Annotated in this window: 14 protein-coding genes and 1 pseudogene; all 15 read right to left on the bottom strand. The window is 48.0% G+C overall.

Features of this window, described 5'->3' with window-relative positions:
• Positions 1-16 precede the first annotated feature (16 nt).
• Positions 17-595: a CDP-diacylglycerol--glycerol-3-phosphate 3-phosphatidyltransferase gene (gene pgsA / locus P401_RS0103260; RefSeq protein ID WP_029341196.1), complete on the bottom strand. Its 579-nt coding sequence runs from the start codon at positions 593-595 to the stop codon at positions 17-19.
• A gap of 64 nt (positions 596-659) precedes the next feature.
• Complete coding sequence (locus tag P401_RS0103255; RefSeq protein WP_029341195.1) at positions 660-1,559, bottom strand: helix-turn-helix domain-containing protein; 900 nt, start codon at positions 1,557-1,559, stop codon at positions 660-662.
• Between the two features lie 27 nt (positions 1,560-1,586).
• The gene (locus P401_RS0103250) at positions 1,587-2,369 is read right to left on the bottom strand and encodes a DUF3388 domain-containing protein (protein WP_023467698.1); all 783 of its coding nucleotides are present in this window, start codon (positions 2,367-2,369) and stop codon (positions 1,587-1,589) included.
• Positions 2,370-2,463: 94 nt separating this feature from the next.
• Positions 2,464-3,168 carry an elongation factor P 5-aminopentanone reductase gene (gene ymfI / locus P401_RS0103245; protein ID WP_029341194.1) on the bottom strand — a complete coding sequence of 235 codons (705 nt, stop codon included), beginning with the start codon at positions 3,166-3,168 and terminating at the stop codon, positions 2,464-2,466.
• The gene (gene yfmH / locus P401_RS0103240) at positions 3,168-4,439 is read right to left on the bottom strand and encodes an EF-P 5-aminopentanol modification-associated protein YfmH (RefSeq protein ID WP_231925706.1); all 1,272 of its coding nucleotides are present in this window, start codon (positions 4,437-4,439) and stop codon (positions 3,168-3,170) included. The genes ymfI and yfmH overlap by 1 nt, the downstream gene beginning before the upstream one ends.
• A complete protein-coding gene (gene yfmF / locus P401_RS0103235) occupies positions 4,436-5,689 on the bottom strand; it encodes an EF-P 5-aminopentanol modification-associated protein YfmF (RefSeq protein WP_029341192.1) in 1,254 nt (417 codons plus the stop codon). The genes yfmH and yfmF overlap by 4 nt, the downstream gene beginning before the upstream one ends.
• On the bottom strand, positions 5,686-6,237 hold the full coding sequence (locus P401_RS0103230; RefSeq protein WP_029341191.1) for a cob(I)yrinic acid a,c-diamide adenosyltransferase: 552 nt from the start codon (positions 6,235-6,237) through the stop codon (positions 5,686-5,688). Before P401_RS0103230 ends, yfmF begins: the two co-directional genes overlap by 4 nt.
• Before the next feature lie 33 nt (positions 6,238-6,270).
• On the bottom strand, positions 6,271-7,998 hold the full coding sequence (locus P401_RS0103225; RefSeq protein ID WP_029341190.1) for an ATP-binding protein: 1,728 nt from the start codon (positions 7,996-7,998) through the stop codon (positions 6,271-6,273).
• A 2-nt stretch (positions 7,999-8,000) separates the two neighbouring features.
• Complete coding sequence (locus tag P401_RS0103220; RefSeq protein WP_023467692.1) at positions 8,001-8,717, bottom strand: response regulator transcription factor; 717 nt, start codon at positions 8,715-8,717, stop codon at positions 8,001-8,003.
• Between the two features lie 171 nt (positions 8,718-8,888).
• Positions 8,889-10,055, bottom strand: coding sequence for a c-type cytochrome biogenesis protein CcsB (gene ccsB / locus P401_RS0103215; protein ID WP_029341189.1), 1,167 nt, complete (start codon positions 10,053-10,055; stop codon positions 8,889-8,891).
• Positions 10,052-11,599 carry a cytochrome c biogenesis protein ResB gene (gene resB, locus P401_RS0103210; RefSeq protein ID WP_029341188.1) on the bottom strand — a complete coding sequence of 516 codons (1,548 nt, stop codon included), beginning with the start codon at positions 11,597-11,599 and terminating at the stop codon, positions 10,052-10,054. Before resB ends, ccsB begins: the two co-directional genes overlap by 4 nt.
• 22 nt (positions 11,600-11,621) lie before the next feature.
• Positions 11,622-12,212, bottom strand: coding sequence for a thiol-disulfide oxidoreductase ResA (gene resA, locus P401_RS0103205; RefSeq protein ID WP_023467689.1), 591 nt, complete (start codon positions 12,210-12,212; stop codon positions 11,622-11,624).
• 126 nt (positions 12,213-12,338) lie between these two features.
• Positions 12,339-13,099: pseudogene (locus tag P401_RS17480) on the bottom strand (pseudouridine synthase).
• Positions 13,099-13,671: an SMC-Scp complex subunit ScpB gene (gene scpB / locus P401_RS0103195; protein ID WP_023467687.1), complete on the bottom strand. Its 573-nt coding sequence runs from the start codon at positions 13,669-13,671 to the stop codon at positions 13,099-13,101. The pseudogene P401_RS17480 and the gene scpB overlap by 1 nt, the downstream one beginning before the upstream one ends.
• Positions 13,661-14,416, bottom strand: a complete 756-nt coding sequence (locus P401_RS0103190; protein ID WP_023467686.1) for a segregation/condensation protein A — start codon at positions 14,414-14,416, stop codon at positions 13,661-13,663. The genes scpB and P401_RS0103190 overlap by 11 nt, the downstream gene beginning before the upstream one ends.
• Positions 14,417-14,476: the final 60 nt, after the last annotated feature.

Here is a 14,476-nt window from a genome sequence, read left to right as displayed (position 1 = left end):
TCTAAATTGATCCATCTTACATGGATTTCGTAATTAACTTAATGTTTTTAGCGAAATATTCGACACCTGAGTAGATCGTCAAAATCAAAGCAAGCCACATCGTAATATCTGCGAACGGAATATTCCACATCGCAAAGATGATATCGTGCAGCAAGTATGCCGTAATTGATGTCAGCTGAACCCATGTTTTGGCTTTGCCAGAGTTTCCAGCAGCAAGGACGATCCCTTCGTCAGATGCGACGAGACGAAGACCTGTGACTGCGAACTCTCGACAGAGAATGATGACGACGATCCATGCTGCGACGAATCCAAGTTCCACCAAGTAGACAAGAGCAGCTGCAACTAACATCTTATCGGCAAGTGGATCCATGAATTTTCCAAAGTTCGTCACTAGTTTTTGTTTGCGGGCGATATACCCATCGAGCCAGTCCGTCAGTGAAGCAACAAGGAAGATGATAGCTGCAACGAAGTGTGAGACGGGAAGTTCAGCTCCCAGCACATCCCACTGTCCCCAGTTCGGATCAATCGCAAGTACGATGACGAACACGGGAATTAATAAAACGCGTAATACTGTCAATTGATTCGGTAAGTTCATGTAACGCCCTCCTCCTTCATTTCGTATGTAGATGACCATGTCATCTAAAAGAAGGCACGCCGGATTACGGCGTGTCTACTTTCTTCAAATAGATATTTTGGACGAGAAGCGAACGGTTCAGTTTCAGTTCTTGGTCATTGACGACGATTTTATCAATTCCTTTAATCGAACCAATCCGGATCCGGATCAAGTCCGTCTTCGCGTCCTTCACGACGATCGGATTTGGATCCGATGCATTGATGTGATCTGGCGCAAGTGCTTCTCCTTCAAGTGATGTATCACGCACACCAACGAATGGCGATGGAGATGCATCTTTCTTGATTTGAATCGAGACATTCATCGTATCCTTCGTTGCTACTTCATACGTGACATCTTGACCAGATGTCGACTTCACAGCAAGTGCCTCTTTTTTAGGTTCTTCTTTTGTTTCTTCTTGTTTCGCCGGTTCTTCCTTCGGCTCTTCTTCGGTCTTCGCAGGCGCATCCGTTTCCTTGCTCGGTGCGTCTCCTTGATCGATCGTGACATCATTTTGTTTCGGCGCGGACGTCTTCGCCTCTTCGTTACCGTCGAGGAACGTCTGCAGACCATAATACAAGGCAGCACCGATTGCAAAGATCAATACGATGATGATGATGTTCGGAATCCAACGTTTCGCAACACTCTTCTTCGGAGCACTGGATTTCGAATACGTCGCGCGCCGCGACAGTTCGACGACCGGCTGTGCTTCCGGTTCTGGAAGATCACGCTTGTAGGTCGTAAAGACTTCATCAACGTCAAGACCGAGTGCTTCAGCATATGTCTTGATGAAGGCACGGGCATAGAATGCACCCGGTAATTGATCGTAATTGCCTTCTTCGATCGCGACGATATAACGCTTTTGAATCTTCGTCGTCGTTTGAATTTGTTCGAGAGAGACACCAAGTGCCTCCCGTTGTTCCTTTAAGTAGGTTCCGAGCTCGGTCATCGGTAACACACCTTCCATTTTTCATACTTATTCAAAGTTGAACCAATCATTTCCACCATGGGAACGAGGCAGTTCAGTCACAATGATTTCTTCAGTCGTGTTGCGTAATTCAATGATGTAATCAAAATCATCCCACGTATATTCACTTGATTTGACGAACGCATCCGGATGCTCGACAATTTTTGTCGCTGGTAGTCGCATGACTTCGCGCAGGATTTGCCAGTGCCGTTCATCGAAATTTCGTTGCGATACTAAGGCATCGATGATATAGACATAATCACCGGTCCGCTCGTCGTCGAACAACGATGTTCGCACTGTCTGTTTGATTAATGTCGATGACAAGAACAGCCATTTCTTATTCGCACTGACGCTTGCTGCGACGATCGATTCCGTCTTCCCGACTCGCGGCATGCCACGGACACCAATCAACAAGTGACCATCCTGTTTACACAGTTCTGCCATGAAATCGACGAGAATCCCTAAGTCTTCTCGAACGAAGCGGAACGTCTTTCGCTCATCACTACTTTGATCGATATAACGACCGTGTCGAATCGCAATTCGGTCACGGAGCTTTGGTTTTCGTAGTTTGATGACCTCAATGGTTGACATCGTCTTGAGAATAGCGGCGAGTCGTGGAATTTGATCCGGTTGTTTCGTTTGCAGTAACATACCACGTCGTTGATGATCAACACCATTGATCGTCACGATCGAAATATGTAACATTCCCATCAACGAAGCAATGTCCCCGAGTATACCGGGACGGTTGACCTTTAATTCATATTCGAGATACCATTGCTCGAACTCACTCACGCGCCCATCCTCCTCTATCAATACGATTATCCATTCCTCATGTTAAATGATTTTTTGAAAAATGAAAAGCATTCCTGAACTGAAATTCCAATGCTTACATCCACGCACCATCTATTTTCAGGATGGCTCCCGACACATAACTTGACTCGGGTTGCACTAAGTAACAGATGGCAGAAGCCACTTCTTCTACTTTCCCGAATCGACCAGCAGGAATTTCAGCGATTGCTTGTTCCTTTTCATCTTCCGAGAAAATCGCGTTCATCGGTGTGTCAATCCATCCCGGTGTGATCGCATTGATACGTCCGTACATCGGTCCAAGTTCCTTGCTGTATGCTTTGACGAATCCGAGCTGTGCCGCCTTGCACGTCGAATAGACAACCTCACCCGCGACACCTTGTTCCCCTAATACACTACTGATGACGACGATCGCAAGCTTCGACGTAAACGGTTTCGTCCGTGTCACGGTTTGGCTGATGCGCATCAACGCCTCGACGTGGATTTTCCAAAGTTCGTGCATTGATGTTGCCGATTGATCGAGCAACAAACCGCTATAACTCGTTCCGGCACAATGGACGAAGGCATCAACGACAGGTAATGCCGCACAAAATGCCTGCAAGTCCTCCTCATCCGCTAAATTCGCAGTCAGGATGTGATGCTCTCCTTGCCACTCCTCTATCATCCGTTCCAAAACAGCGTGCTGTCGATACGTCTGAAGCACCAATTCATGTCCGGCGGCAGCGAGTTGTTTTGCTGCCGCAAGACCAATGGCACCACTCGCACCGGTAATGAGAATTCTCATCACGCGTACGGTTTGACGATTGAGATCGCCCGGTTTTCAATGGCGAACAACTCGTCGAAACGGGCTTCAATCTCTTCTTTCGTAATCGAAGCAATCAACGTCGGAAGCGTGAACAAGTTCGTACCGGCAAGTGCGTGACGCGAGAACTGGTTCGCGATGAATTCTGGTGAATTCAAGGCACGGAGGAACTTCCCTTGCATCATGTTCCGCTTGCGCGTGACTTCATCTTCCGTAAAGTCAGGACGCGTTTGCAGAAGTGTCTCATACGCTTGGATGAACTTATCTGGATCTTCTGTCTCCATCCCGAACGTCGCGAATGCGAACTCTTCCTCACTTGAGTAATCAAAGCTGAACGTATCGTCAATCAAACCGTCTTCATACAGTTCCAAATACGTCGATGATGTTTGATCGAACAAGAGGTGTAACAGGAGTTCACTCGTTAATTCACGACGGACTTGTGCCTCGCTGCGAAGCGATTCGTCCTTATAACCGATTAATACCTTAGGTGTCTTGACGTCGAGCTCGAGTTCAAAACGCGGACGATGTACGCCATGCGGTTCTTGACCATAATCCCGCTCGATTGCCGGACGATCCGTATAGTCTTTCTTCGCCTGATTCGCCTTGATCAATGCCAGTGTCTCTTCCGGATCAATGTTTCCGACGACGAACAACACCATGTTCGATGGATGATAGAACGTACGGTAGCACGTGTACAGGTCATCGGCTGTGATTTGATTGATCGATTCCGGAGTTCCCGCGATATCGATCCGGACTGGATGCGTCGCATACATCGATTCAATCAGACCGAAGAACAAGCGCCATCCCGGATTATCTTGATACATCTGGATTTCCTGCGTGATGATCCCCTTCTCTTTTTCAACGCTTTCCGGCGTGAAGTAAGGATCTTGTACGAAATCAATCAACGTCTCGAGATTTTGTTCGATTAATGACGTCGCTGAGAACAAATACGCCGTCCGCGAGAACGAGGTAAAGGCGTTCGCTGAGGCACCAAGACGACCAAACTCTTGGAAGACATCACCTTTTTCGGATTCGAACATCTTATGCTCAAGGAAATGGGCGATGCCGTCCGGTACCGTGATCCATTCCTCTCCTTTTTTGAATCGTTGATCAATCGAACCATAACGTGTCGTAAACGTCGCATACGTCTTTTCGTATCCCTTTTTTTGCAGTAGGTAGACGGAGAGCCCGTTATCAAGCTGCTCATGGTATACCGTTTCGTCTGTATCGTGATAGGTCAGTTGTTCCATCATGCTTCACCTCGCAATAGATATACGGCATCAAGATCGATTGCCGCTGCTAATCGAACGACGTCTTCACGTGTCGCCGTCTCAATGATATGAATTTCATCTTCAAGTGTCAGTCCACGCATCTTCGAACCATTCAACCAGCCGATCAATTGACCCGGCTGATCAAGGATTTGACGACGCGCATTGATCAGCATCGCCTTCGTCTGTGTCAATTCTTCATCCGTGAACTGTCCTGCTTTCAAATCAACGAGTTGTTCCAAGATGATCTTCTCGGCACGTTCCGCTTCTTTTGTGTCGACCCCTGCATAAACATAGAGTGCACTGTTCAGTGCCGCGTAACGTGAGGCCGCATAATACGCGAGGCTCTCTTTTTCACGGACATTCATGAACAGTTTTGAATGGGGGAAGCCACCGAATAGACCATTGACGATTTGCATCCGAATCGAGTCAGCAGATGTCGGATCGACCGCTACCCGGTAACCGAGATGCAATTTGCCTTGTTTGATCGGTTGCGTTTCACTCGACCGTTTCACGCCATTGACTGGTTTTTGGGCCGGAATGTAATGGCTGATCTTTTCAGAATGCGATGGCAAGAAGGACAACGCATCTTCCATCTCCTCCTTCGTCACATGTCCGACGACGAAGACATCAATCCGATCGTCTTCGATCATCGAACGGTATGTATCACGCAAGGATGACGGGGTGATCTGTTCGAGTTCTTCGAGTGTTCCAAGCGATGGCAACGCGACGGCTTCACCTGGTGCCATTAGTTCAAGGAGACGTTGCTGGGCGTAGCGCATTTTATCATCATATAGTGAACTAATCCGTAAGGCATGCAGTCGTTTTTCTTGTTTGACGAACTGTTCACGGAAACCACCTTCCGTCAAATCTGGATACAGCACCATTTGTTCGAGCAATTCGAGTGCTTCTTTTAACAACGACGGATGATGAACGAGTTCTCCCCGGACGACATCGAGTTGGAACGAGATGACGTGCTCTTCTCCGAACTTCGACGCGTCCGCATAAAGTCCCGCATCATATAATGTTTCAAGCGGTTCACGTAATGCTTTCATCGACGGATAAGCGGCTGTCGATTTTTCCATGATGTACGGTAGGATTGCACGGCTTGTCAGCGTCTTCGCTTCTAACGGTGCTGAAAATGTAACGAGAATCGTCGTCGTCTTGAATTTATCAGTCGGAACGAGATGAAAGCTCGTTCCTTCCTTTTTCCATGTGCTAAATGACTGACTCATTGCTCTCCATCCTTTCGTTTGAATACATGCGCACTGCGGACATATTCAATATCTGCTTTTTGTTTGACGGCATTCTCGTAACGGGCTGCTGTAAAGAAGAAGTCACTGAGTCGGTTGATGAACGGTAACAAATGAGCGGCTTGAGGGACATCGATCATCGAACGTTCAACACGACGACAGACCGTCCGTGCCACGTGTAATGTTGCAGCTGCTTCCGTTCCACCGGGCAAGATGAATTTATCGAGTGGCGGTGATAACTCCGTTAACGTGTCGATCCAACTTTCTAAATCAACCGTCGCTTCTTGACTCAAGCGTGACGGGCGCGGTTCGACATACATCAAGTCACTACCACAATCGAATAAGGCGTGCTGGATCACTGTCAGTTGTTCCCGCACCTCGATTGATGATGCTTTCGTCCGGGCAAGTCCAACGAAACTATTCAATTCGTCGAGTTCTCCCATCAAGCTAATCAAACGATCATTTTTTTTGACTCTCCCACCAACGAGGGATGTTTCTCCTTCGTCACCAGACTTCGTGTAAATTTTCATTTTTCATTCACTCCTATAGCGAAAGGAAGCGACTCATAATGTTCGCTTCCCTTGTTTTTTCGGTAATCGGATCCGGAAGGTCGCTCCCTCACCCAAGCGGCTGTCGACTTCGACTTCACCACCATGAGCTCGGACGACATTCGCCACGATTGCAAGACCGATTCCTGTACCTGTCTTGCCACGTGTCCGCGCTTTATCCGCTTTATAAAAGCGGTCAAAGACGAACGGTAGATCTTCTTCTGGGATTCCGTCACCCGAATCAATGACGGATAATGTAATGTTTTCCCTATCTTCATCAATCTTAATCTTGATTTCGCCGTTCTCCGTGTAGCGCAAGGCGTTACCGAGGAGATTCGTCAACACTTGTTCCATCTGATCCGGATCGGCATCAAATATGATGTTCGGACCGGAAACTGAGAACGTGACCTGCTTATCGCGACCCATCTGTTTGAACTTCTTGATAACTCGTTGTGCGAAGGAAACGGCTTCGACGGCTTCGATCCGTAATTCCTGATACCCCGCTTCCATCCGTGCGAGATCGAGTAGATCATTGACAAGACGGGACAGACGTTGCGATTCATCATAAATGATTGAGGCGAATTCTTTCGTCGCCTCATCACTTTCGGTCATCCCGTCGACGATTGCTTCCGAATATCCTTGCAGCATGACGAGTGGCGTCCGCAGTTCATGACTGACGTTCGCGACGAAGTCGGCGCGCATCTTTTCGAGTTGTTGCGCTTCCGTCATATCACGCAGGACGGCGACCACTCCAATCTGTTCTTCTTGTTCGAGTAACGGACTGACGATGATGATGTAGAAACGTCCCTCTCGTTCGAAGGACACGGTCATCTCCGTCTCTTCCTGCATGACCGTCTGGAACAGTTCGATCAGTTCGTCTGGTACCGGAGAACCTGCGAGGAATGCCTCTGCCGGTGGATTCGTCGCGAGGAGTTCGCCTGATTTCGAGAACGTCAGCACGCCATCTGCCATACAGCGCAGAATCGAGGAAAGCAAGTGCCGTTCCTTATCGAGATCCGTGACATATTGATTGAGTTGACTACTCATTTCATTGAACGCAAGCGCTAAGTCACCGATCTCATCACGCGAACGTTGCGTCAGGCTCTGATCAAACTTTCCTTCACCGGCCTCAACGACAGCTTGACGAATCGTCCGCAGTGGTGCTGTGATTCGTGTCGAGAGGAAGAAAGCAAAGACGGTCGTTCCAATGATCGCTAACAGGACACAGAGTTGGATGATCTGACGTGCTCCCTCATTCGCCTGTTCGATGTTCGTCAACTGCTCGATCAAGTAGATTGTTCCGTTGCCACTGTCCGTAATGAGCGGTGCCCGATACGCGAGTGCCGCCTTTCCATCGAAGGTCTCATAGTTGCCGATCGCCGTCTCGCCTTCTTCACCGTCAATTGCTTTCCAGTTCTGACGTTCGAGTTCCTTGATGATCCGGTTCGCCTTCGCTTGTGAGATGTTCGCTTCGACGGAATCGTCCTGCGTCTTTGCGATCAGTGTCGCGCCGTAAATATCCGTGATTTCAACAGCAGTACTCGACCCTTCCTCGATGCCGGAATGCGCCTGAAAGACGGTCTCGACTTGTTGACCGAGTTTCGCGAGGTGTCCCCGCTCCTGTTCGATATGGAACGAGTTGAAAAATTCAAGTAACAAGATCGTCAAGGCGATCAAGACGACCGAAACGAGTAACAGAATCGTTCCCCATAGTTTGATGACAACGCTTTGCAACCATTTCATCGTCAGGTCGGACTATTCTCGAACTTGTATCCGACACCCCAGACCGTCGTGATCATTTGAGCGGCGTTCGGAGACAAACGATTCAGCTTTTCACGCAGACGTTTGACGTGTGTATCGACCGTCCGCAGATCCCCGAAGAATTCATAGTTCCAGACTTCCTTGAGTAGTTGTTCCCGCGAGAATACCTTATCCGTTTGTTTTGCTAAGAAATACAGAAGTTCGTATTCTTTTGGTGTTAAATTGACTTCTTGTGATTCAACCGTCACGCGGTGGGCATCATTGTCGATCGTCAAGTGTGGGAAGACGATGACATCTTTTGTTTTCGCATCCGTGTGGAGGAATTTCGTCGCACTTGCCCGACGAAGGATCGCTTTGACACGCAAGACGACTTCGCGTGGGCTGAATGGTTTGACAATATAATCATCTGCCCCCATCTCAAACCCATGGACGCGGTTCGTCTCTTCGCCTTTTGCCGTCAACATGACGATTGGCGTCGCTTTCGTTTTCCGCAGTTCTTCACAGACTTGCATCCCGTCCATCTTTGGCATCATCAAGTCGAGGAGAATGACATCGTATTCTGTCTCAAGCGCCATTTCAAGCGCCGTTTCTCCATTGTCTGCTTCCTCGATCGTGAAATTTTCCCGCTCCAGATACATCTTCAACAGGCGACGAATCCGTTCTTCATCGTCGACGACTAAAATACGTGCTTCTTCTGACATGCTGTCTCCTCCTATGAACTAAACTCTACTCCTCTATCCTACTACTCTTTTAGTATACTATGAAACGAAAAGAATGGCTTGCTCTGGCTGATTTCTCCGAAAAGGCACACTTCGATCGGACGAATACGAAAAAGCAGCGGACCGTTTCCGGATCCGCTGCTTGTTTTTTTCTTATGCGTAAGAGTGTAATCCTGCTACGACAAGGTTAACGAAGACGAGGTTGAACATGATGACAGCAAATCCGCCAACACATAACCAAGCTGATTTTTTACCAATCCAACCACGCTGGATGCGCATATGGAGATAAAAGACGTAGAAGAGCATCGTAATGAGTGCCCATACCTCTTTCGGATCCCAGCCCCAGTAACGGCTCCATGCCATTTGCGCCCAGATCATCGCGAAGATCAGACCGCCAAGGATGAAGATCGGAAGACCAATCGCAACAGAACGATAGCTGATCTCATCTGCTGTCTCAAGATCGATCTTACGCGCGATCGGCTTCAAGCTCTCAGCAAGACGCTTGCGAAGAATGACGAAGCGAAGCAAGACGTATAAGACGACGCCGCCGATGATCGACCATAAGACCGTGTTGACTTTGTTCGCATTCAAGAAATTCGGTAATTCAATGACGGCACCTGAACCCGATAAGACTTTCCCGCCTTCAGGACCTGTCAAGACTGGCATCGCATAGTCATGCGTCATCGTTGCACCGTTTTTCGCCACGTATTCGATCGTCGACGCAGAACCTGTTGCTTTGAACAACAGCCCAACTAAGATGTAACCGACGACACATGCGAGCGAGAACATGACGACTTCGAGCCACGTCCGTGTTTTCGATTCCTTGCTGAAATCCGTCGCGTGAATCAGATACAATAATCCGGTCGCGAAGCTGACGGCAAGAATCCCTTCGCCGAGCGCTGCCGTCGTGACGTGGATTTTGAGCCAAACACTTTGTAGTGCTGGGATCAACGGTTGGACTTCATCCGGAAACATCGACGCATAAGCGATGACGAGCAATGCAACTGGCATCGCAACCAAACCGAGGACATTGTTTTTGTAGATGGCATAAACGATCAAGAAACCAAGCACCATCATCATGCCGAAGAATGTCGTGTATTCATATAAGTTCGAAACTGGAACGTGCCCAGCTCCAGCCCAGCGCGTGAAGAAATATCCGAGCTGCGCGAGGAAACCGATGATCGCAAGCGTAAAGGCGATTTTACCAGAACGCGTCGGTCCTTTTTTACCACTCGTCGCTACAGCGAAGAATCCTGTACTGACGAGGTAGACGATGAATGATGTAAGGAGCAGGTTACTGCTCAACTGAAGCAAATTCATTTAGCTTCCCCCTCTTCCCGCAACTTTTGTCGATCCTCAAGTTCTGGCAGACCGACTTCCGTCAACGCGAGATTGGCTTCCTTTTGGAGCCCCAATGCATTTTTGTTCGTAAATCCAGCAATCTGGATTCGACCGTTCTTCTCTTTGAGCCAGAGACGACGGTGCGGCCAATACATCCCGATCAATAGACCTGCCATGAAGATGATACCACCTGCAAACAGGAACGGTAGCGTCAGATCTTTTTTAATCCGGACACCCGAGATGTTCGAGAGCTCCGTACCGGCGAATGCCATCTTGTACTGGTTCTCATCTCCACCAACATTAAGTTTGATCCCAATCAAACTCCGTTCACCTTTCGGATGTTCCGGTGACTTGATGCTGAAGACGAAGGCTGGATTGACTGGACGTCCCGAGTTCGTCGTTGGCTGACCATCTTTGACGACGAAGTCCGGAAGGAAGTCCTTCAGTTCGACTTCATATCCATCTTTTAAAGCATATGTTTCTTTCGGATCACGCAAGTCGACCTTGATCGTATCGACGACTTTGTCCGTCTTCTGGTTGACGATATTAAACGACATCGTCTTGAATTCCGGATCTGCCGCGTACTGTTCCTGGAAGACTTGATAATCATCGAATTCGAATGGGCGGTTGACTGCCGTCTCACCTGACTTGATTTCTTCAAGCTCCGGTTTGAAATCGGATGTTTCGCCGACTTTCTTGTACAGCGTCATCTTCGTATCATAGTTCTTCGGTACGTTTCCGCCTGCTGCTTCAAGTGATTTCTTGAACTTCGCATCGACCTTCTCAGGATCATAGAATTCGATGTTGAACGCTTCATTTTTCAAGTAGTACTGGTTATCCGTCGCCTCGATCGGCAATGTCTCTCCTTCACGGAGCCAAAGCAATTCATCTTCGTGCATGCCTGGTACGACTCGAAGCATCGCACCACCGAAGAATAAGACGAGTCCGATGTGATTGATGTATGGACCCCATCGTCCGAAACGTTGCTTTTCAGCTAAAAGTGCCCCGTCTTGTCGACGGATTTTATAGCCTTTTTTCTCAAGCAACGGTGCGATCGCATCGATTTTTTTGACATCGCCAGTCGCTTCCGCGCCAAATCGCTGACCGTTCATGAAACGGTCCGACTGGATGACCGGTTGTTTCTTCAGTGCTCGGTAGAGCGGGAAGAATCGGTCAATCGATACGATGATGATCGAGAGTAATAAAAGCGTGATCAATCCGATATACCACCATGATTCAAACAGATTATGGAATCCTAACGTATAGTAGATGTCACCAGCCGTGCCGTATTCCTTTTGATAAAACTCTTCTGGTGGTGTTGCCTGTGGAATATACATCTCCTGCGGGAAGATCGTTCCGACCCCGCTCGCGATGATGATCAAGGCAATCAACCATAACCCGACCTTGACGGACGAGAAGAACGTCCATGCTCGGTCAATCCAAGATGGATTTTTACGTTTCGATCGAAGCTCCGCTTCCTCGTAACGCATATCCAGTTGTTTGAAATCTTCTTGCTCCTGCATCCTTAAATCCCCCTTCGATGCGTTACTCGTTCGCCTTCTTCACCATCTCTTCGAGCTTCGCTTGATCAATCTCACCTTCATACTTCTCGACGACTTCACCCTTTTTATTGATGATGAACGTCACAGGTAAGTTGTAGATCCCGTAAGCCTTCTCGACCGAACTGTTCGTATCCATGAGAATCGGATAGTCCGTTCCGCCAATATCCTTGATGAAGCTTGAGACACGAACTGGTGTTTCACCGACATTGACCGCTACGAAATTGACGCCCTGGTCTTGCATCATCTGATAGTTGTCATTGATCAATGGCATCTCTTTCTTACATGGTTCACAGAATGTTCCCCAGAAATTGAGTAAAAGTCCTTTTCCTTTATACTCGTCCATCGAGTGCTGTTTCTCACCATATAGATCAACGAGTGCGAAACCAGGGGCATCATCGCCTGCCATGACACGACCGTTTTTATCACGTGTCGCTTGATCGACGAATTGCATGATGACGACTGCTCCGGCGAACAAAACGATCGTCATGATCATTAGACGCCAGAAGGAGCGTTTTTTCTTTTTTTGCTGGGCCGCTGCTAAGCGTTCTTCCGGATTTTGTTTCGTTTTTTTCATATTTTACCGCCTCCACCCATATTGTACTTGAAATCGCTTTACCGTTGACAAAATGTGAAATTCGTTAATCGTTTTGTCACAAAAAAAGAAAACTCAACCCGGAGGATGAGCTTCTCGCTTTACAAATTAACGTTTTTTTGTGTTCTTACGTCTTTTCGTAGGTGGAGCGGCTGGATCCGCTAGCTCACGCAATTGATTGACTTCTTTTTTGAAAGTTCACGCCACTCGCCAGAAGTAAGACCTGCCAGTGTCAAGAAACCGAACTGTTCACGTTTCAACTTCAAGACTTCCGAACCGAGTGTCTCGACCATTTGACGGACTTGGCGGTTATGCCCTTCGTAGATGACCATTTCAAGAATCGCCGTATTTTTCTTCTTATCGATATCTCGCATCTCGACACGTGCTTTACCTGTCTTGAAACCATCCGGTAAGACGACACCTTTTTCAAGACCTTTGACGTGGAAGTATTCTGGCACACCTTTGATTTTGACGATGTAGCGCTTCGGTACCTTATATTTCGGATGAAGCAACAGGTTCGAGAATTCACCGTCGTTCGTCATTAAAAGAAGACCGCTCGTATTATAGTCGAGTCGACCGACTGGGAAGACACGGTGTCCGGGTGGTACGAGATCAACGACCGTCTTACGTCCTTTATCGTCTTCAACCGTCGAGACGACACCTGTTGGTTTATAGAGCATGTAATAGACGTGCTCTTCACGCTCAAGCTTAACGCCGTCTACTTCGACTTCTGCACGTGCTCCGACTTTCGTTCCAAGCTCCGTGATGACTTTTCCATTGACCTTGACGCGACCTGCTGTGATCAATTCCTCTGCTTTACGCCGCGAAGCGACACCTGCTTGTGCGATGATTTTTTGTAACCGTTCCATTAATTCACTCTCTCCTCTAATGAAGGATCATTCCGGAAGAAGAGATCTCCATCCGATTCGAACGTTTCTTCGAACTCGAGTGGCGGTAACTCTTCAATACTGTTTAGACCAAAATGGTCCAGGAAATGATCCGTCGTTTTATACAATTTTGCGCGACCGACGCCTTTGGCGCGTCCCGCCTCTTCAATTAAACCTTTTGCACTTAACGTATGGATGACACGCTCCGTCTTCACACCACGAACGACTTCGATGTCAGCACGTGTGACAGGTTGTTTGTATGCGATGATGACGAGTGTCTCCATTGCTGCTCGAGACAAGGAATCTTCTGCGAGCGAACCGGCATATGCCTGAATATACGGCGACATTTCTTTTCGTGTCACCATTTTAAAGACACCACCCGACTCCACGATTTGGAGCACACGCTGCTCTGCTTCGAATGTCGTTTGAAGAGCCAGCAACTGTTCACGTGCTGCCGCTTCACTGATCTCTAGCGCTTGACTGAGACCACGTGGATCGATCCCATCGTCTCCGACGACGAATAACAGGCTCTCAATGATTTGTTCATACGCCAATCTGACTCTCCTCCTTCACCATGCTCCGCAATAGGATATCATCGGTCATCTGTTCACAATCAATGACCCGTTGCTTGACAAGCTCAAGAACAGCGAGGAAACTGACGACTAGTTCTTCGACCGTCGGTTGCTCCGCAAAAAAGCCGAAGAATGTCGTACGCTCCCGGGTCGCGACGTACCGGGCAACGGACTCCATCTGTTGCTCGAGTGAACGTTCTTCTCGTTTGACCGTCTTCGAACGACGTACCTTCCAAGCTTCACGTTGGCGCATTTTTTCATAGGCACGTAATAAATCACTCAGAGATAACGTACCATTATACTCTTGTGCATCCGTGTCGAGATAACGCATCAAATCCTCTGGTTGTTTCGAGAACAGCTCAAGGCGTGCCTCTTCCTTTTCTTTCAGGACGAGTGCCGCTTCCTTATATGCTTTATACTCGATCAACTGTTGAATCAGACCTTCTCGTGTCGGTTCTTCCTCGAAATCAGGAATCTCATCGTATTCCGTCTGTTCGATCGGCAAGAGTTGTTTGCTTTTCAGTTGCAACAGCGTCGCTGCCATGACAAGATATTCACTAGCAACATCTAGTTCAAGATGCTGCATCGCACGGATATAGGACACATATTGATCCGTCACCATGGAAACGGATATATCATAAATATCGATTTCTAATTTACCAACCAAGTGTAACAGCAAGTCCAGCGGGCCTTCAAACGCATCCATCTTTACACTGTATGATTCCATGATTCTCCCTGCCCATCAACGTTTTTTGCGCCTTAGTATACCATACAACTGGTGGGTTCG

This window comes from Exiguobacterium acetylicum DSM 20416 (assembly GCF_000702605.1).
Lineage (GTDB): Bacteria > Bacillota > Bacilli > Exiguobacteriales > Exiguobacteriaceae > Exiguobacterium_A > Exiguobacterium_A acetylicum.
The sequence above is the reverse complement of the archived record's forward strand: the minus strand, read 5'-3'. Positions and strand labels throughout refer to the sequence as shown.